This is a genomic window from Xanthomonas sp. MLO165 (assembly GCF_018831305.1).
GTDB lineage: Bacteria > Pseudomonadota > Gammaproteobacteria > Xanthomonadales > Xanthomonadaceae > Xanthomonas > Xanthomonas arboricola.
The window spans coordinates 4,362,737-4,381,794 of record NZ_CP029263.1 but is presented as its reverse complement, the minus strand read 5'-3'; the positions used below and the strand labels follow the sequence as shown (position 1 = coordinate 4,381,794).

The following is a 19,058-nucleotide window of genomic DNA, read 5'->3' as shown; positions in this document are numbered from 1 at the left end:
TTCGGAACGCGCGGTCCGCTCCCGCCTGACGACCGTTCGCGACCTTCGTCCACCGCTCTCAGCCGCGCGGCGCCAACGCCGGTGTCGCCACCGCCAGCGTGGAGGTCGGCAGTGCCTGCGGCGCGGGGCAGTGGCCTGGATCCTGTTGCGTCTGCGCCAGCCACTGGTCGATCGGCCCACCCAGCAGATCCAGCCGCAGCGGCAGGCTCAGATGGGTTTCGCCAGGCAGCTCGACGTAGTGCGCGCGCGGGCTGGCCAGCGCCAGCGCACGCCCATGCGCGACCGGGATGTGCTGATCGGCATCGCCGTGCACCAGCAGCACGCAGCTGCGCGTGTCGGCCAAGGCCTGCGTGACGTCGACGTGGTCCAGGTCCAGCTGCAGCTGGCGGTCGGCGGCGGCGATCACCGCATCGATATCCTGGTCGGCATAGCGCCAGCGCGCATACGCGGCCACCGCCTGCCCACGCCAGCCATTCGGTTGGCTGGCGAGCAGGTGCGGGACCATGTCGCGAATGCCGCGCCCGGCGTTGGCGAAGGATTCCATCGCCACCACGCCGGTCACGCGCGGCCCGAGCTTGTCGGCGGTGAACAGCGCGGTGGCGGCGCCGTAGGAAATGCCGAACAGGTACAGCGGGCCACGGATCTCGCCACGCGGTTGCAGTGCATCGAGCACGTCGATGACGTCGTCGGATTCGCGCGTGCCGTAACCGGACGGGCCACCGCCGGAATGGCCATGGTTGCGCAGGTCGATGGTGATCACCCGGTAGCCGGCCTGCGCCAGCTCCAGCGACCATGGCAGCAGCGAATCGCCATCCATCATCCAGCCATGCAGCAGCACCACGGTGCCGCGCGGCGTCGGTGGGGCCGCGGTGGGCACCTTGAAACTGAAATCGACATCCAGCGCATGCGCCGGATCGTGGCGCTGGCCGAGATAGCGGTAGTGCATGGCGTACTGGCCGGGGTCGATCGCGCGCCAGAAGATCGGCACCTGATCGCGCGTGACCACATGCCCGCTGCGGTTGGGCACCGTGGCGATGGTGGCGGCAATGCGCTCCTCATCCAGCAATGGCGAGGTACCGCCGGGCGCAACCAGGCGCTCGCTGAGCGAGGTGGAGGACGAGGAACAGCCGGCCAGCCACAGGCAGGCGCAGGCCAGCAGAATCAGGCGCGTCATGGGCGAAGATCGATGGATGCAACGGCCGGGCAGCCTACGGCCTGCCCGACCCGCGCATCTACCGCACTGCAGTGACAGAACGATGACAGCCCGCACTGCGTTCAGCCGCAGCAGCGCACTTGCTCCGCGTTGGCTGTCACCAATCCCCACTCCCGATTCCCGATTCCCGATTCCCGATTCCCGGCGGGCCAAGGCCCGCGCTACACCTCACGCAAGGCAGTGGTGATCGGCAACCGCGCCGCGCGCAAGGCCGGGAACAGCCCGCCGACCAGGCCAATGCCCAGCGCCCATTTGAGCCCGCTCCACAACAGCTCCGGCGAGACCTTGAACTGGAACACGATCTGGCTGAAGTTGCTGCCCAGCGTGGACACGCTGTAGCCATTGAAGATGGCCCAGGCGATCAGGCCACCGAGCAAGCCGCCCAGCAGCGCCAGCAACATGGTCTCCAGCATCAGCGCCATGATCACCGGCGTGCCGCGGAAACCGATCGCGCGCATCGTGGCGATCGCGCGCGCGCGCGTGGCCACCGCCGCATACATGGTGTTGAGCGCGCCGAACACCGCGCCCACCGCCATGATCGCGCCGATCACCGTGCCCAGGATGCTGATCAACCTGTTCAAGCCACCGCCCTGTTTGCCGTAGTAGGCACGGGTGGTTTCCACATCCAGTTTGAGCCGCGGATCGGCGCCCATGGCGGTCTTGAACTGGCTGAAACCGGCCTTGCCGGCGGTGCGCACGCTGATCGACTGGTAGGCGCTGCGGTTGTAGGTGGTGGCCAGCGTCTGCGCATCGGTCCACAGCTCCGAATCGTGCGCATCGCCGGAGGCGAACACGCCGACCACGGTCCATTGTTGGCTGCCGAGAGTGAGCGTCTTGCCCAGCTGCAGTCCGCGGAACTGAGTCAACGCGCCCTTGCCGACCACGATCTCGCGCAGGCCAGGGGTGAAGCGCCGGCCCTGCACCAGCCTGACCTTGTCGTGCACCGCCCAGGCCTGTTCGCCCACGCCACGCAGTTGCGCGTTGACGTCGGTGCCATCGGATCTGGAGGCGATGTTGACCACCTGCGAGAGCTCCGGCGACAACAGCGGGCGGCCCCTGGCATCGGCGGCGATGCCGGGCAGGCTGCCGATCAGCGGCACCAGGTCGCGGGTGATCACCGAGTTGGTTTCGGCCTGCGAGCCGCCGCGCAGAACAATCGCGGTGGTGTCGTCGCCGGTGCTGTTGAGCGTGGCCTGAAACCCCTGGCCCATCGCCAGCATCGCCACCAGCACGCCGACCACACCGGCGATGCCGACCACGATCACCGAGCTGGCACCCCAGCGTTGCGGCAGCGTGGCGATGCCGATACGTGCAGCGGCCAACGACAGCCGGCCGCTGCGCGTGACAACCAGCCACACCGCCAGCAAGGCGGCGGCGACCAGCACGCCGATCCACGGCAGCGCGATCCACACGGCCAACCCGACGGCCAGCGACACGACCGACAGCAGATTGACCAGACGGTTCTTCCATTGGGTTTGCATTTGCCTGCTCCTGTCAGCGGCCGGCGAGGGCATCGACGATCTTCAAGCGCTGCGCGCGTCGCGCCGGCAGCACACCCACCACGATGCCGATGCCGGCCATCAGGCCCAGCCCGACCAACCAGGTCTGCAGCGGCACGCCCTGCACCGGCATCACCCCGCCGCTGCGTGCGGCCACCAGCGGAATCACCAGCGACGCCAGACCCATGCCGATCAACCCGCCCAGGCCGATCAACAGCACCGACTCCACCATCACCAGACTCAACACGGTGCGGTCCTGAAAGCCCAGTGTCTTGAGCGTGGCCAGCTCCGGTATGCGCTCGCGCACCGCCTGCGCCATGGTGTTGCCGGTCAGCAGCAGCAAGGTGAAGAACACCGCGGCCATGATCGAGGTGACGATCAGGCCGATATCGGCGAACTGTTTGATGAAGGCCTGCTGGAACGCCGATTCGGTCTGCGACTTGGTTTCATGATCGGAGTTGGCCGACAACGCGTCGATCGCCTGCGCCACACGCGAGGCCTGGTCGGCGTTGCGCAACGTCACCGTGTACCAGCTGACCCTGCTCTTGATGTAGTCGTTGGACTCGTCGAAGTATTTCCAGTTCATCATCAACTGGCGTTCCTGATTGGCCGCCACCGCGCGGTCCTTCATGCGGAAGATGCCGACCAGTTGCAGCGGCCAGTCGTTGCTGCCGCCACGCGGGAAGATGGTGGCCTGCAGCGGAATGGTGTCGCCGATCTTCCAGCCATTGGCCTTGGCCAGGGTCTCGCCGACGATGGCGCCGGTGCGCGTGGTCTGGAACGCCTTGAGCTGCTCCTTGGGCAGCTCGTACTCGCTGTAGACGTCGAAAAAATTGGGCGCTACCGAAAAGTTCGGGAAGAAATTCTTCGGGTCGCGGTAGATGCCGCCGAACCACATCGCCGAGGTCACATCGCGCACGCCCGGCACGCTGCGGATCTGCGGCTCCAGGCTGATCGGCAGCGATTGGGTGATCGACAGGCGCGAGGCCACCACCAGGCGGTTCACGCCGCTGACGCTGCCGCCGGAGGTGAAGGCCACGCGCACCGAATCGAGCATGCCGAACAGCAGGAACGCCGCCACCACCGACAGCAAGGTCAACAAGGTGCGGGTCTTGCTGCGGAACAACTGCGCCCACACCAGCCAGAGATACTTCATGGCAGCACTCCCTTAGAGCACGAGCGGCGCATCGGCCAGCTCGCCCTTGTCCAGATGGATGGTATGGGTGGCGTACTCGGCGGCCTTGGGGTCGTGGGTCACCATCACGATGGTCTTGCCGTGTTCGCGGTTGAGTTCCTGCAGCAGGCGCAGGATCTCCTCGGCGTTATGGCGGTCCAGATCGCCGGTGGGTTCGTCGCAGATCAGGAACGTGGGGTCGGACACGATCGCGCGTGCAATCGCCACGCGCTGCTGCTGGCCGCCGGACAGTTCGCTGGGCTTGTGGTTGCGGCGTTCCTGCAGGCCGACCAGGGTCAGGGCGATTTCCGCATTGCGCTTGCGTTGCGCGGCGTTGAGCGCGGTGAGCAGCAACGGCAGCTCCACGTTCTTTTGCGCGGTGAGCATCGGCATCAGGTTGTAGAACTGGAACACGAAGCCGACGTGGTGACTGCGCCAGGTCGCGAGCTGGCCGCCGCTCATGCGGTCGATGCGCTCGCCCTGGATCTCGATCTCGCCACCGCTGGGGTTGTCCAGCCCGCCGATCAGATTGAGCAAGGTGGTCTTGCCCGAGCCGGACGGACCCATCAGCGCGACGAAGTCGCCACTGGCGATTTCCAGGTCGATGCCGTGCAGCACCTGCACCTGCTCGGGGCCGCGTTGGTAGGTCTTGGTGATGTTGCGCAAGCTGACGAGAGCGGTCATGGCGACTCCTGGCGGTGCAATGGAAAGAGGCAAGCGCGATGCGGCATGGCGACCGCGATTGCATGAGGCGGCAACACGGCGATGCGGTGACGGTGAGGCGGCAAGACGGTGCGAGGCTGGATGACGACAGACGCAACTGCTGGGACATGCGCGACGACGCATGGCGGCGACAAGCCAGGCGGCTAGGTCTGCACTGACCGATGACGCCGCTGGCTGTGGATCACCAACGCCGCTGTGATCGTTGCTATGTGGCTGCATCGCCTTGCGCGATCGCAGGGCCATCCAGGTGCCACGATCGCATCAGCCATTGCCGCCACCGTGGGCGCCGCGCTCCCCGGAGCGGCGTCGCTGCCCAGCTGGTGACTGCAGTGACCGGCGCAGTTACTCGGCAGCGGCCGCGTCGGCTTCGGCCACCGTGTCGCCGTCTTTCAGGCCTTGCGGCGGATCCAGCACCACAGTGTCGCCCGCACTCAAACCCGACACCACCTGGCGGTCCTCGCCCATCACCATCCCGGGAGTGACCGTCTTCATGCTGACGGTGTTGCGCTCGCCGACCACGAACGCGACCGTGCGCGTGTCGCGTTCGACCAGTGCCGCAGCCGGCACGCGCACGCCTTGCGGCTTGCTGGCCTCCTGCGTATTGGCCCGTTCCAGAAAGCTCACCCGCACGCCCATCTCCGGCACGATGCGCGGGTCCTTGAGCTTGAGCGCCACGCGCACCTTCACCGTGGCCTTGCCGCGGTCGGCAGTGGGAATGATGGCGATCACCTCGCCGGGAATCTTCCATTCCGGGTACGCGTTGAGCACCGCTTCCACCGGCATCTTCGGCTGCACGCGGCCGATGTAGGACTCGCCCACTTCCACTTCGATCTCCAGCGATTCCATGTCCACGATGGTGCCGATGCCGGTGCGGGTGAAGCCGCCGCCGGCCGACAGCGGCGAGACGATTTCGCCGGGCTGCGCGGCCTTGGCGGTGACCACGCCGGCAAACGGCGCACGCACCACGTTGAAGTCCGAGCGGATTGCCGAGATCGCCAGCTGGTCCGATGCCACGCGCACATTGCGTTGCGCATTCTGCAGCTGTGCGCGCAAGGCATCGCGCTGTGCGGTGGCCTGCTCGTACTGCGAGCGCGACACCAGTTGCGCACCGACCAGCGATTGCAGCCGCGCCGCATCGGCATTGGCCACTGCCAGTTGCGCCTGCATGTTGTCGACCTGGCTGCGTGCGGCCGACAGCTGCGATGCCGACAGCGTGCGCTGCGCATCGGCATCCAGCGGGTCCAGCGTGGCCATCACCTGGCCTTGTTCGACGCGCATGCCTTCTTCGATCATCACCTCGCGCACCTTGCCGGTGACCTGCGCCGACACCGTGGCCATGCGCCGCGCCACCACGTAGCCCGATGCGTCCAGCACCGAGGCACTGCTGCTGCCGGCGCTGATCGCCACCACCGCTGCGGTCTGTACCTTCGCCACCGGGCGGCGGGTGAACCACCACGCCGCGGCCGCCAGCAGCACGATGACGATCACGGCGGCGATGACCCAGCCGCCGCGCCGTGCAGGTTGGGGGGCGGCAGGACGCTGGCGGTCGATGCGGAGTTGCTTGAGCAGATCGGCGGAAGTATTCATCGATGACCAGGACGGGATGCTGCGCGAAATGTGACCGGCCGCAGGCGGCGCCGCAAGCTGCCGGAAGTCACCAATGCGATCGCGGCGACGAACGGTAGCGCGACCAACGCTGCTGCCAGGTGCTGCGCAGCATGCGACCGCGATGGCGGCATCCACCAGTGACAGCTGTCACCTGCCGTGCATGACAGCGGCAACTGGCCGCGCCCTTCAGGATGGGCGAGGCTGCAGCATCGGGCGCCCGGTCGGGCCCGGCAGTGGCAGAATCCGATCACCCACATGGACCCACCCCGATGCGCGTGTCGTTACCCGCCTGGCTTCGCCCCGCCGCCAATTCGCAGGTTGCCGCGCGGCTGGCGCAGGGCCAGTCGCCGTGGATGGATGGCGTGCATCTGCTGTGGTCGAGCTGGGTGTTCGTGGTGCCGGTGTTTTCCTCGCGGGGGTACGACAGCACCTGGCTGCTGTGCACCCTGCTGTCGTATCCGGTCTTCCTGCTGCTGTATGCGCGCATGTTGCTGGCGCCGCGCGGCACCCTATATCGCTATGCCTGGGCGATGGGTGTGCTCAGTGCCGCGTTGCTGCCGGTGTATCCCTCGGGAATCAGCTATTTCGTCTTCGCCTGCCTGAGCCTGCCCCCGTCCACACGGCAGGCCCTGTGGCGGCACTTCGCGATGCTGGTGGTGATGAACGTGCTCTACCTGGGCTGGGCGCACTGGCTGGGAATGCGCCTGCAATCGCTGGTGTGGCTGCCGGTGTCGGTGCTGGGCATGGCCGGTGTCGGTGCGGTGTACAGCATCAACGAACGCAAGGACGCGTTGCTGCGCCTGTCGCAGGACGAAGTGCGCCGGCTGGCCGCCACCGCCGAGCGCGAACGCATCGGCCGCGACCTGCACGATCTGCTCGGCCACACCTTGTCGCTGGTGGCACTCAAGTCCGATCTGGCCGCGCGCCTGATCGCGCGCGATCCGCAGGCCGCGCGCGGCGAGATCGATGCGGTGGCGCAGATTTCGCGCGATGCCCTGGCGCAGGTGCGGCGTGCGGTCACCGGCATTCGCGCCGCCGGGCTGGTGGCCGAGCTGGCGTCGGCGCGGGTACTGCTGGAGATGGACGGCATCGTGCTGGAACACGCACTGGAAACGCTGGCCTTGCCGCCCGAACACGAAACCGCACTGGCACTGGTGGTGCGCGAAGCGGCCACCAATGTGCAACGGCATGCGCAGGCCAGGCGGATGCGCGTGAGCCTGCGCGCGCAGGGCGAGCAGGCGGTGCTGGACATCAGCGACGATGGGCGTGGCGGGGTGATCGTGCCCGGCAATGGCCTGGACGGCATGCGCACACGCCTGCACGGCCTGGGCGGCGCGCTGGAAGTGGAAGCGCTGCCGCGCGGCATGCGCCTGCGCGCCAGCGTGCCGTTGCCGCAGCCCACGCTGGCGACGGCGCAGCCGCCCTTGCCGGTGCCGCTGCTGCCACCGTCGCGCTGATCGCGCACACGTCCACCGCATTGCACGCAATGCACGGCGGGCCCAAGCGCTGCTATCGTGCGCCACCGTTGTCTGCATATGAGCGCGCGCGATGATCCGGGTGTTGTTGGCCGAAGACCAGGCGCTGCTGCGTGGCGCGTTGGTCGCCTTGCTTGGGCTGGAAGACGATATCGAGGTGGTCGGCAGCGCAGGCGATGGCGAAACTGCCTGGCGCGAGCTGCAACGCCTGCAGCCGGACGTGCTGATCACCGATATCGAAATGCCTGGCCTGACCGGTTTAGAGCTGGCCCAGCGCATCCAGCGCCAGGCACTGCCGGTACGGGTGATGATCGTCACCACCTTCGCCCGCCCGGGATTTCTACGCCGCGCGCTGGATGCCGGTGTGGCGGCGTATCTGCTCAAGGACGCGCCGGCCGAACAACTGGTCGGCGCCCTGCGTCAGGTGCAGCGTGGCGGGCGGGTGATCGACCCACAACTGGCGCTGGACGCCTGGGTCGAAGCCGATCCCTTGAGCGAACGCGAGCGCACGGTGTTGCGGCTGGCCGGCGAAGGCCGCTCGGCCAGCGAGATCGCGCAGCAATTGCAGTTGTCGCATGGCACGGTGCGCAATTACCTGTCCGAATGCATCGGCAAGCTGGGCGTGGCCAATCGCATCGAAGCGTATCGGCTGGCGCGGCAGAAAGGCTGGCTGTGACGCAGTGACGCAGGCGCGTTGCGCTGTCAGCGAGCGCGGCAATGAATGGCATGCTGCGCCGCGTATCCGTTGTGCATTGCTGCCTGCCGCTATTCCAAATAACGCGAAAAGCATGCCGCGCAGGCGCGGGTACACTGCCGGGCCAGAACGATCCCTGCGAGCGAACGGCATGAAATCCCTGTGGCTGTTGGGCCTGCTGATGGTGTGCGCATTCAACGCGTCTGCCGAGCAATTCAAGATCCTGGTGGCGGCGATTCCCAACCAGTATCACCACGACTATATCCCGGTCGCCAAGCCGCAATTCGAAGCGATGGCGCGCAAGCATTATGTCGAGTTGGTGTGGGCGTGGAATGCCAAGGCCTTCGATGGCGATCTATCGCAATACGCGGCGATCGTGCTGCTCAATACGCCGGCCACCGATCTGGATCCCACGCAGCGTGCGAACTTTCAGGCCTACGTGCGCAACGGCGGCGGCGTGGTGGCGGTGCACAAGGCGTTTGCGATCAAGCGCGGCGACTGGGAATGGTACGACCATCTGATCGGCCGCTCGTTCCGCACCCATCCGTACATGCAGACCGCGATGGTCGACGTGGTGGACGCCAATTTCCCGGCCACTGCCGGCCTGCCCGCGCGCTGGGTGTGGACCGACGAATGGTACGAATACGATCCGCCGTACAGCGACGACCTGGTCACGCTGATGACGGTGGACGAAACCAGCTATGACCCCACGCTGATCTGGCCGGGCCAGGTCGCCAAGGGCATGGGCAAGCAGCACCCGGTGGCCTGGTACCACCATTTCGAAGGCGGCCGCGTGTTCGCCACCGCGCTCGGCCACCTGGCCGAGGCCTACAACGACCCGCGCTACCTGGAGCATCTGTACGGCGGGATTTACTGGGCCGCCACCGGCAAGGGCATCCAAGCATCCGCGCCAGCGGCCAAGACAAAACGCCAGCATTAAATCCTAGCCCCTCTCCCGCCGGGAGAGGGGTGAGGGTGAGGGTGCGCGGCAACGCCACTCCAGATGGCGGTCAACCCGATGCTTCGCCCGTACCCGCATCCGCCCCTGCGGGGGCACCTTCTCCCGGCGGGAGAAGGGAGCCGACGCCCGTCCATCAACGCGCAGACCGCTCGCCACGCGCCATGCTGGAAAACACGCCATCGCGGCGCACCCAGGCATGGAACAGCGCCGCGCTCAGATGCCCCAATACGGTGGCGAACAACAGGTACGCCAACCAGCCATGCGCGCTCCGCAACCAGGCGTACAGCGCTGGATCGTGCGGCGCGATCGCCGGCAGGTTCGCGCCCGGCCACAGCACGATCGGATAAGCGCCGGCCGACAGCATCGCCCAGCCTATCAACGGCATGCCCAGCATCAGCGCATACAACAACCAGTGCGAAGCGGTCGCCGCGGCCTTCTGCCAGGCCGGCAGGTCGGCCGGCAGCGGCGGCGGGCGGTTGCGCAGGCGATTGATCAGCCGCAGCACCGCAAGGATCAGGATCGCAATGCCCAAGGGGCGATGCAGATCGATCAACCACGGCCGCTGCGTCACCGAAGCCACCATGCCCACGCCGACGAACAGCATGGTCAGGATCATCGCGGCCATCAACCAATGCAGCACGCGTGCGGGCAAGTTGAAGTGGGTGTGGCTGCTCATTGGCGTGCTCCCTGGCCGGTGGCGGCGCTGCCTGTGCCATTGGCGATCTCATGCTCGCGCCGGTTGAACGATTGCGAATACACCGACGAGCGCGCCGCCAGGATCGGGTCGTTGGATCCGGCAATGCCCTTGGGCAGGATCAGCGGGTCGTAATTCAGGTCGCGGCACGGGCCGGTGGCCTGCGGCTCGGCATGGTCGATCGATACCGTGCCGGCGACGATCTGCTTGCGGCTTTCCGGCCATGGCTGCGAGGGATCGTCCACCGCATCGCCCGGCTCGGCCACGGTCAGCACCAGGTCCCAACGCAGCGGCCCCTGCGCCAGGCGCGTGCCCAGATCGGTGGCGAGAAAATCGCCATCGGCCTGCGCGCGCTGTTCGGCGCTGAGCTCCTGGAACGGGGTATGCGGACGCATCGACCAGCGGATGTAGCGCTCGCGTCCATCGGCGGCAATCGCGCGGAACGCATTGACCCCGTTGTATTGCGTATTGGCCCAGCTGTTGGACCACGGTGCGGTCTTGGCCCACTGCTGGAACTTGGCCGCTTCCGGATACTGCTTGCCGAACGCGGCCAGCTTGGCCGGATCTGGCTTGCCGGTAGCCGGGTCCGGCCGCGATGCCACGTTCAATGCCTGGAAACCGGCCGGCGTGGCCACCACGAAGAACGGAAAACTATTCATCGCGGTGCGCCATTCCTGCCCGTCGTCGCTGCGCAACAGCAATGCCATGCTGCGTACGCGTGCCGCACCATCGGCGCCATGCGGGTCGCCGCCGCCGATCGACAGGCGCCCGAGCACCGGCGTACTGGCCTGGCTGAAGATGCGTGCCGACGACAGCCAGGTGGCCTTGCCGCTGGACTTGAAGTCCCCGCTCACACACACGCCCTTGGTATGTGCGCGGCGAAAGCCCGGATGCGGCGGCCCGCTGGCCTCGATGGTGTCGGTCATGCGCGCGGCGGTCAGCCGGTCGCCACCGATCCAGCCGGCGGTCCAGGCGAACGCAACCGCCAGGCCGCCGGCAATCGCGGCGATCCCCAGCAAGGGCGCCACGCGAACGCGTCCATGCTGTGGCGGTGGGGAAGGAGGTGGCAAGGTCATGGCTGGCTCCAGGGGTCGGTGCGGTGAGTGGTCGATGCAGTGAGACGACGTGCAGGCCGGCTTATTCCCGTGATCGCCCAGGCGTTGTGGCACGCGCATCGAACGTGGGAATAGTCCACGCTCCAGCGCGTCTACTGTGTGATGCCACCACCAAACCTGCCGATGGATGCTCTGGACGATGACCAACTGCGTGCCGTGCTGCCGGCGCTGCGTCGCTTCGCGCGCTCGCTGAGCGGCGAGCCCGCCAGCGCCGACGACCTTGTGCAGGCCACGCTGGAACGTGCGCTGCGGCGTTGGCGCACCCGCCATACCGCCGAGGCCCTGCAGCCGTGGCTGTTCGCCATCCTGTACCGGCAGTTTCTGGACGGGCAGCGCCGCGCCGCGCGCTGGCAGCGCGTGGTGGGCCTGTTCGCACCGCAGCAGCCCAGCCAGTCCGCATCGGCCGAGCAGGTGCACGACGGCCGCGCCATGCTGGCCAGCCTGGCGTTGCTGCCGCCGGAACAGCGCGCCTTGCTGCTCCTGGTCAGCGTGGAGGGTTTCAGTTACCGCGAGGTGGCCGACACCCTCGGCATCCCGATCGGCACGGTGATGTCGCGGCTGTCGCGCGCGCGCGAACGCCTGCGTGCATTGAACGAAGGCCACGTGCGCCACGCACCTGCATTGAGGATCCTGAAATGACCAGCACCCCGCCGCCTGACGAACACGCACTGCACGCCTATGTCGATGGCCGGCTGGAGCCGGCGCAACGCGCAGCGGTGGCCGCCTGGTTGCAGGCGCACCCGGCGCAGGCCGCGCGCGTGGCCGGCTGGAAACGCGATGCCGAAGCGCTGCGCGCCGCGCACGCCGGCCTGGAGCCGGAGATGGCCACGCTGGCGCTGACGCCTGCAGCGATTCGCCGTGGCCTGCAGCAACGCCGCCGGACCCTGGTGGCCATGGCCGCCAGTTGCGTGCTGGCGCTGGGCCTGGGCACCGGGCTGGGCTGGCAGTTGCGCGAGAGCCGGCTCGCCATTCAGCGCGTGCCGATGGCTGATGCAGTGGCCGCCTACCGCCTGTTTGCCGATGTCGACGCGCATCCGGGCGTTGCGTTGGAGGTGCAGCGCCGTACGGAATTGGAGCCGTGGTTGCGCACGCATTTCGGCAATGCCGGTGTGGTGCCGGATCTGCGCGCGCAGGGCTATGTGCTGCGCGGCGGGCAGCTGCTTTCCACGCCCGAAGGCGCGGCAGCGATGCTGGTCTACAGCGATGCCGACGGCGCGCGTATCGGTCTGTATCTGCGTCCGCGCAGCGGGCCGATGCCCACCGGCGAACGGCGCGATGGCCGTCTACTGGCGCAGTACTGGGCCGAAGGCGAGACCGCGTTTGCGCTGGTCGGCCCGGCGACGCAGACACGCATGCGCACGATCGCACCGTTGCTGCGCAGCCAGGGATGACCGGCGCGACTCAAGCTGCGTGCTGATGGCCCGCGCGCTTGCGTGCGCGGCGAGCTCAGCGAGCTCAGCCGCCGTAGCGTTGCTGGAGCATCGCAAAGGCCGAGCGCAGCGCCAGCGCCTCGCCGCCCGCCGGGCGGCCGGGGCGGTCGCTGTCGTTCCAGGCATACACGTCCAGATGCGCCCACAGCTGGCCCGGCGCGACAAAGCGCTCCAGGTACAGCGCGGCGGTGACCGCGCCGGCCATGCGCGAGCCGGCGTTGGCCATGTCGGCGACATGGCTGTTGAGGTAACGCAGATACGGGCGCCATAGCGGCATGCGCCAGACCGGGTCGCGGGTCTGCTCGCCGGCACGCAGCCAGGCCTGCGCCAGCGCATCGTCGTTGGCGAACAGCGCGGGCAGGTCCGGCCCCAAGGCGATGCGTGCGGCACCGGTGAGCGTTGCGAAATCCAGGATCAGATCGGGGCGCTGCTCGGTGGCGTAGCTCAGCGCATCGCACAGCACCAGGCGGCCTTCGGCATCGGTGTTGTCCACTTCCACCGTGACGCCGGCGCGGGTGGTGATGACTTCGCCCGGGCGGAACGCATCCGGGCCGACGGCGTTTTCCACCGCGGCAATCAACAGGGTCAGTCGTACCGGCAGCTGCTGCGCCATCACCAGGCCGGCCAGCGCCAAGGCATGCGCCGCGCCGCCCATATCCTTCTTCATGTTGCGCATGCCATCGGCCGGCTTCAGATCCAGCCCGCCGGTGTCAAAGCACACGCCCTTGCCAACCAGCACCAGATGCGGATGCGCCGCATCGCCCCATTGCAGCTGGATCAGCCGCGGCGCCCGGTGCGAGGCACGCCCGACCGCGTGGATGGTGGGGAAGTTCTGCGCCAGCAATTGCTCGCCGACGATGGCATCGACCTGGGCGCCATGCGTTTGCGCCAGTGCGCGCGTGGCCTCTTCCAGATGCTGCGGGCCCATGTCCTCGGTCGGCGTATTGACCCAGTCGCGCACGCGGATGCAGGCCTCGATCAAGGCGCGCGTCTGCGGTGTCGGCGTAGCGGCAAGTTCGGCCGGTGCGCGCGGTACCTTGCGGTAGCGCGAGAAGCGGTACGCACCCAGGCCCCAGCCCAGGTGCAGCAGCGCCTGCTCGCTCTCGCTCAGCGTGTTGGCCAGGGTCCAGCGGCTGGCCGGCGGCAGCGCCATCGGTGCATGCGCGTAGGCGTAGGCATCGGCGCGGTCGCCGATGCCCAGCACCGCGCCGGCCAGCCCCTGTTCGCCCGGCAACAACAGCACGCTGCCTGGCGCGGCATCGAACCGTTGCGCCTGTGCCCACGACAGCACGTGCGTGGGCTGCTCGGCGCACCAACGTGCAAAGCCTTCGCGGTCGAGCACATGCAGCGGCAAGGCTGCGGCATTGGGATCGATGAAACCGGTGAGCTGCGACATGGAAATCCTCGGAGGCGGCGCCATGCGCCGAGCAAAAAGTGGCTCAGGCGGGAAGGCGGATGCCGGCGTGTGCGGGGTCGGGGTGCGGCTGCTGCGCGTCCAGCCAGTCGGCCAGCCCGGTCATGGAGTCGAACTCCAGATCCGGTTGCTGGGTCGGGTGCGACCACTGCGCTCCATCACGATTGATCCAGCAGGCGCGCAGCCCGGCATCCAGCGCGCCCAGCACGTCCATGCGCACGTGGTCGCCCACATGCAGCACCTGCGCCGGCGGCACCTCCAGCCGCGCGCATGCGGCCAGGAAGATGCTCGGATCCGGCTTGGCGCTGCCGTGCTCGCGCGAACCCAGCTGAAACGCGAAGTGATGCATCAACCCGATGCGCTGCAGATCGGCATTGCCATTGCTGAGTGCCGCCACCGGCATGTGCGCGGCGATGCGCGTCAGTGCGTCCAGCGCATCCGGGTAGCACTCCACCTGGTTGCGCGCGGCGTAGAAGACGTCGTACGCAGGCTCCAGCAAGGCCAGGTCGCCGCCGCTCTCGCGCAGCGCCATTTCCAGCGTCAATCGCCGCAGCGCGCTGAGGTCATGATGCAGGTGCGGGTTGTCGGCAAAGCTGCGCTCGCGCAGTTCGCGCATTGCCTCTACCGGAAACCGCTCGGCGGTGACTGGACTGTGCTCGCGCATCCAGTCGTACAACACCTGGTCGATCCGCGCCCCGATCGGCGCAAAGGGCCACAACGTATCGTCGAGGTCGAGGGTGATGGCGCTGATTTGGAAGCTCATCGCCAGATTTTACGGTCTTGCGTTGGGATTGGGGAATCGGGATTGGGGATTGTCAACGGCAACTGCGCGGTTGCGTTTACCAATCCCCAATGCCGAATCCCCAATCCCGGCTACTCCAACAGCCTGGCCCAACGCTGCATTCCCTCCACCCGGCTCAGCACCATCTTGATGCAGACCAGCAGCGGTACCGCCAGCAGCAAACCGACCATGCCCCATAGCCAGCCGAACAGCATCAGCGCCAGGATCAGCATCAGCGGCGAGATCGCCATGCGGCGGCCAAGCACGATCGGGGTGACCACCTGGCCTTCGATGGTGTGCAGTGCCAGGTACAGGATCGCCGGCAGCATCGCCGACAAGGTGGTGCGGAATTCCACAAAGCCCATCAGCAGCATCAGCATCACGCCGATCAACGGGCCCACATACGGCGCGAAGTTGAGCAGCGCCACCACCGTGCCCCACAGCAGCGCTTCGGGCAGCGGAATCTTGAGCACATACAGAATTCCGGCGAAGACCAGCCCGACCAGCGTATTGATCACGCTGATGGTGAGCACGTAGCGCGAGACCTCGCGCTCGATGTCCAGCATGATTTCGGTAGTGAAGCGTTGCTGCTGTCGGTTGGGCAGCAAGGCGATCGCATGCCGTTGCAGGCTTTCGCCGTAGACCATGAAGAAGAACGTCAGCAGCACCACCGCAAGCACCGAGGCGGCCAGCTTGGGCGTGCGCACCAGCGCCTTGTAGGGGTCGTCCATCTGCGTGCGCACGATCTGCACGCTGCGCTGGCCATCGCCGCCGGCCGCGCGTGCAAAGTTTTCCGCGGCCTGATTGGCCTGCATCACCGGCTTGGTGAAATCGCGCACGTCGCGCGCGATCTGGCGCATCTGCCGGGGCGCCTGCTGCACCCATTCGGCGGCCGGCCCGGCCAGCTGCGCGGCCAGTGTCACGGTACCGGCCAGGCCCAGGCACAACACCATCAAGGCGCCGAGGAAGCGGGGGATGTACAGCTTGCGCAGACCGCGCAGGATGGGGTTGCCGATCAAGGCAAAGAAGGCGGCCAGCATCACCGGCAGGATGATCGTCTGTGCAGCCCACAGCGTATAACCCACCGCAAGCGTGGCCAGCACCACCAACGAGACCGGTGCGCGCGGGCGTGGTGCCGGTGGCGGCGGGAGTGAATCTGCCGCAGCGGCAGCATCCATAGAATCGACGGGAAGAGTCATGCGCGCCCTGGCAGCAGACTGGCGTGCTGCCAGCGGTGGGCCATTATCAGCCGAACGCGTCAACGCAGCGCACAGAGGGCGTGCGCGTAACGTCAGTCCTTAACAGCATAGGTGGCGGGCTCTGCCGCGCAGCGGGCGGCGGACACCCGCTGCGTGATCCCAAGCGGTGCTCGGGATCACGCCATCACGCGGCGCGATCAATCGGCGCCTGCACCACCGTCACCGGCGGATCGGCAGCGACCTCTTCGGCACTGTCTGCAGCACGTTCGGCCTGCTCGGAGGCTTCCTGCGCACGGTGTGCGGTGAACAGCGCAGAGATCGTGCTGATCATCTGCAGAATTTTCGGGATACCGCCCAGCTTGCTGGCGATGCTGCCCAATGCCGCCTGCGGTTCGTTGCGGCCGGTGACAAAGCCCAGGCCGAAACCAACCACCATGATCCGCAGCGGCGACCACCCGGCACGCCAGGTGTCACGCAATTCTCCCCAATGCAGGCGTGTTTCCTGGGCGCGCCCTTCCACCAGGAATTCGGCGCGTTCCACGCGCTGACGCAAGGTGCCAAACTTCATGTGCGTGCTCCATTGGCAGCCGATGCGTGGGCATCGTCGTCGTCGCTGCTGTCATCGAAGATGCCCAGCTTGACCAGCTGACGACGTGTTGCATTCAAGCCGGTGTGGTCGAAGTAGAAGAACACCCGCCACGCCGCAATGCCGGTGACCAGCAAGCTGGCCAATGCAGTGAAAAACATCGCCTGGAACCACGACAGGCCTGCGCGTTGCAGCAGCGCGATGATCGCACCTGCCAGCAACAGCCACGACGACGCGCCGAAGACCACGGCAACGCATGCCCAGGCCAGTCCACGCCCGAAGGCACTGCGTGCAAGTTGCAAGTCGGCCGACACCAGCCGGCGCAACGCGCGGCTGGTGTCCCTGGCCGAGCCCAGCGTGGCGCGGCCGGCTGCGCCGACCGCACGTACGCTTTCGTCCAGTCCTGGCGTTTCCGGACGCGCGTTGGGCGCGTCGGAGGCGGCAGCTGTAGAGGCCTGGTCGCTCACGACTTAGTTGTCGTTGCTGCGTGCCAGCTTGGCAATGATCCAGCCGGTCGCAAACGCAACGCCGAACGCAGCCAGCGGGCGCTCACGAATCAGATCGGTGGCGCTTTCCAGCAGATCGTTGCCCTTGCTGACCAGCACGTCGAGCTGTTCCTTGGCAGCGGCGCCGCCGAACTCGGCAGCAGCCATGCCGGCCAGTGCGGTATCGGAAAGCTCAGCCTTGACGTTGGCGCGACCGAGCTTGAGCTCATCGCCTGCAGCGCTGGTGGCGCCCTTGACGGCTTCGCCTGCGGCGCTGGCGGCAGACTTCAGGTGGGTGCCGGCTTCGCTCAGGTTTTCCTTCAGCTGGTCGGTATTGGTGGGGCTCATGTGATATCTCCTTCGGTCATTGATGGCAGCCGCGACAGCGTGCGGGCGTGGTGCAGCAATAGCATCGCTACGGTGTAGGAGGTGTTAGTGCGCACCGATGGCAGTGCACGCCACGTCAACGCATCAACGCGTCGTACTGCGCGTTGCCACGCAGGATGCGCACGACCAGTTGCTGCGGCTTGCGCTGGAAATTGGCGCGCCAGCTGGCCAGATCGGCAAACTCGCCCACGCTGCTGGCCACGATCACATCGCCGCTGACCAGACCATTGGCTGCGGCACGACCGCCGCGTTTGACCTCGCTGACCATGACGCCGGTAATGCCGGACTGGCGCAGCGATTCGGGCAGGTCCACGAAGGTGGCGCCGCCCAGGCGCGGGTCGAGCATGTCGCCGGTGACTGCGCGGTCCTGCTCTTTCAGTTTGGCGGTGAGGGTGAGCGGTTTGCCATCGCGGCGAATCTCCAGCCTGACCGGGCTACCAACCGCCTGCAGGCCTTCATAGTTGTGCAGCGCCTCTGCACTGTCCACGCGCTGGTCATTGGCCGCCACCACCACATCGCCCGGCTGCACGCCTGCGGCGGCCGCAGCGGACCCTGGCAACACACGCGTCACCAGCGCACCCCGCAACGAATCCACACCCAGGCCCTGCAGCATCTGCTGGGTGAGGTTCTGGGTTTCCAGCCCGAGCGTGCCACGCACCACCACGCCCTTGGTCACCAATTGCTCCACCACATTGCGCGCCAGGTTGGAGGGGATCGCCAGACCCAGGCCGATATTGCCGGCCATGCTGCCCTGGGGATTGAAGCTGGCGGTATTGATGCCCACCAACTGGCCCTGCAGGTTGACCAGCGCACCGCCGGAGTTACCCGGATTGATCGAGGCATCGGTCTGGATGAAATTCTGGTAGCCCAGCCCGCGAATACCGCTGCGGCCCACTGCCGAGACGATGCCGGAGGTCACCGTCTGGGTGAAGCCGAACGGGTTGCCGATCGCCACCACGAAGTCACCCACGCGCAGCGCATTGCTGTCGGCCAGCTTGATGTCGGTGAGGTTGTCGGCCTTGATGCGGATCAGCGCGATATCGGTATCGGCATCGGAGCCGATGAAATCGGCCTTGACCGTGCGCCCGTCGCCAAGCGTCACCTGCACATCGTCGGCATTTTCGATGACGTGGTGATTGGTCAGCACATAGCCTTTTTGCGCATCGATGATCACGCCAGAACCCAGCGACTCGTTGATGCGGTCCTGCGGCACCTGCGGAAACAGCCGGCGCAGGATCGGGTCGTTGAAGAACGGGTTGCGCACGCGCACCACTTGCTTGGTATTGACGCTCACCACCGCCGGCATCGCTTGTTGCAGCATCGGCGCCAGCGACGGCACCGGTTGCCCGGCGACGGCGGCCGGCAGTGCGGCGGCCGCGGGCAGGCTAAAGGTGGTGGACGCGCCGGCCGGTGCGGCCTCGGCGCGGTTGTCCATCCAGGCATTGATGCCGGTGGCGGCAAATCCGCCGAAGGCAGCGGCCAGGGAAAGGGTCAGCAAGGTGGGCAGCGGGCGCATGCAACGAGTCCGGGTTACGCGGTGGAAGAGGAATAGGGCGTCTGACTGCGTAAATCAAGCTGAACGAGAGTGCCAGCGGGCAATTTAACGCCTGGTGAAAGCGC

At 67.1% G+C, this 19,058-nt stretch carries 19 protein-coding genes; 5 read left to right on the top strand and 14 right to left on the bottom strand.

Annotated elements, in window-relative coordinates:
- Window positions 1–58 precede the first annotated feature (58 nt).
- The 5 genes from DGN21_RS18420 to DGN21_RS18400 all read right to left on the bottom strand — a co-directional run bounded on the left by DGN21_RS18420 (window position 59) and on the right by DGN21_RS18400 (window position 6,196).
- Window positions 59–1,174 carry an alpha/beta fold hydrolase gene (locus tag DGN21_RS18420; protein WP_126966454.1) on the bottom strand — a complete coding sequence of 372 codons (1,116 nt, stop codon included), beginning with the start codon at window positions 1,172–1,174 and terminating at the stop codon, window positions 59–61.
- Window positions 1,175–1,374: 200 nt separating this feature from the next.
- Window positions 1,375–2,694: an ABC transporter permease gene (locus DGN21_RS18415; RefSeq protein ID WP_215825018.1), complete on the bottom strand. Its 1,320-nt coding sequence runs from the start codon at window positions 2,692–2,694 to the stop codon at window positions 1,375–1,377.
- A gap of 13 nt (window positions 2,695–2,707) precedes the next feature.
- On the bottom strand, window positions 2,708–3,868 hold the full coding sequence (locus DGN21_RS18410; protein ID WP_046344898.1) for an ABC transporter permease: 1,161 nt from the start codon (window positions 3,866–3,868) through the stop codon (window positions 2,708–2,710).
- Window positions 3,869–3,880: 12 nt separating this feature from the next.
- Window positions 3,881–4,570 carry an ABC transporter ATP-binding protein gene (locus tag DGN21_RS18405; protein ID WP_024939051.1) on the bottom strand — a complete coding sequence of 230 codons (690 nt, stop codon included), beginning with the start codon at window positions 4,568–4,570 and terminating at the stop codon, window positions 3,881–3,883.
- A 381-nt stretch (window positions 4,571–4,951) separates the two neighbouring features.
- On the bottom strand, window positions 4,952–6,196 hold the full coding sequence (locus DGN21_RS18400) for an efflux RND transporter periplasmic adaptor subunit (protein WP_160954448.1): 1,245 nt from the start codon (window positions 6,194–6,196) through the stop codon (window positions 4,952–4,954).
- 290 nt (window positions 6,197–6,486) lie between these two features.
- Here DGN21_RS18400 and DGN21_RS18395 point away from each other — a divergent pair, with 290 nt between their 5' ends.
- From DGN21_RS18395 to DGN21_RS18385, 3 genes are all read left to right on the top strand, one after another.
- Window positions 6,487–7,674, top strand: coding sequence for a sensor histidine kinase (locus DGN21_RS18395; RefSeq protein ID WP_065033469.1), 1,188 nt, complete (start codon window positions 6,487–6,489; stop codon window positions 7,672–7,674).
- A 91-nt stretch (window positions 7,675–7,765) separates the two neighbouring features.
- A complete protein-coding gene (locus DGN21_RS18390) occupies window positions 7,766–8,368 on the top strand; it encodes a response regulator transcription factor (RefSeq protein ID WP_039524779.1) in 603 nt (200 codons plus the stop codon).
- 169 nt (window positions 8,369–8,537) lie between these two features.
- A complete protein-coding gene (locus tag DGN21_RS18385; RefSeq protein WP_126966455.1) occupies window positions 8,538–9,326 on the top strand; it encodes a ThuA domain-containing protein in 789 nt (262 codons plus the stop codon).
- A gap of 154 nt (window positions 9,327–9,480) precedes the next feature.
- On the opposite strand, the gene DGN21_RS18380 is transcribed toward DGN21_RS18385, so the two are convergent.
- Together DGN21_RS18380 and DGN21_RS18375 are read right to left on the bottom strand one after the other, a co-directional pair.
- Window positions 9,481–10,023 carry a cytochrome b gene (locus DGN21_RS18380; RefSeq protein WP_016902642.1) on the bottom strand — a complete coding sequence of 181 codons (543 nt, stop codon included), beginning with the start codon at window positions 10,021–10,023 and terminating at the stop codon, window positions 9,481–9,483.
- Entirely contained in the window at window positions 10,020–11,117 is a 1,098-nt protein-coding gene (locus DGN21_RS18375) for a catalase family peroxidase (protein WP_126966456.1), read from the bottom strand. Before DGN21_RS18375 ends, DGN21_RS18380 begins: the two co-directional genes overlap by 4 nt.
- A gap of 162 nt (window positions 11,118–11,279) precedes the next feature.
- Between DGN21_RS18375 and DGN21_RS18370 the strand changes: the two genes are divergently transcribed.
- Both DGN21_RS18370 and DGN21_RS18365 read left to right on the top strand, forming a co-directional pair.
- A complete protein-coding gene (locus DGN21_RS18370; RefSeq protein ID WP_016902644.1) occupies window positions 11,280–11,795 on the top strand; it encodes an RNA polymerase sigma factor in 516 nt (171 codons plus the stop codon).
- Window positions 11,792–12,547, top strand: coding sequence for an anti-sigma factor (locus DGN21_RS18365; RefSeq protein WP_102251080.1), 756 nt, complete (start codon window positions 11,792–11,794; stop codon window positions 12,545–12,547). Before DGN21_RS18370 ends, DGN21_RS18365 begins: the two co-directional genes overlap by 4 nt.
- 64 nt (window positions 12,548–12,611) lie before the next feature.
- On the opposite strand, the gene DGN21_RS18360 is transcribed toward DGN21_RS18365, so the two are convergent.
- The 7 genes from DGN21_RS18360 to DGN21_RS18330 all read right to left on the bottom strand — a co-directional run bounded on the left by DGN21_RS18360 (window position 12,612) and on the right by DGN21_RS18330 (window position 18,954).
- Complete coding sequence (locus DGN21_RS18360; RefSeq protein WP_039524791.1) at window positions 12,612–13,982, bottom strand: leucyl aminopeptidase family protein; 1,371 nt, start codon at window positions 13,980–13,982, stop codon at window positions 12,612–12,614.
- A gap of 43 nt (window positions 13,983–14,025) precedes the next feature.
- Window positions 14,026–14,763 (bottom strand): HAD family hydrolase, encoded by a 738-nt coding sequence (locus DGN21_RS18355; RefSeq protein WP_215825017.1) that lies wholly within the window; start codon window positions 14,761–14,763, stop codon window positions 14,026–14,028.
- A 110-nt stretch (window positions 14,764–14,873) separates the two neighbouring features.
- Complete coding sequence (locus DGN21_RS18350) at window positions 14,874–15,980, bottom strand: AI-2E family transporter (protein ID WP_024939693.1); 1,107 nt, start codon at window positions 15,978–15,980, stop codon at window positions 14,874–14,876.
- Window positions 15,981–16,164: 184 nt separating this feature from the next.
- On the bottom strand, window positions 16,165–16,548 hold the full coding sequence (locus tag DGN21_RS18345; RefSeq protein ID WP_016902649.1) for a hypothetical protein: 384 nt from the start codon (window positions 16,546–16,548) through the stop codon (window positions 16,165–16,167).
- Window positions 16,545–17,033, bottom strand: coding sequence for a phage holin family protein (locus DGN21_RS18340; RefSeq protein WP_215825016.1), 489 nt, complete (start codon window positions 17,031–17,033; stop codon window positions 16,545–16,547). Before DGN21_RS18340 ends, DGN21_RS18345 begins: the two co-directional genes overlap by 4 nt.
- A gap of 3 nt (window positions 17,034–17,036) precedes the next feature.
- A complete protein-coding gene (locus DGN21_RS18335; protein ID WP_102251076.1) occupies window positions 17,037–17,399 on the bottom strand; it encodes a hypothetical protein in 363 nt (120 codons plus the stop codon).
- Between the two features lie 115 nt (window positions 17,400–17,514).
- Window positions 17,515–18,954, bottom strand: a complete 1,440-nt coding sequence (locus DGN21_RS18330; RefSeq protein ID WP_046344874.1) for a Do family serine endopeptidase — start codon at window positions 18,952–18,954, stop codon at window positions 17,515–17,517.
- Between the last annotated feature and the right edge of the window lie 104 nt (window positions 18,955–19,058).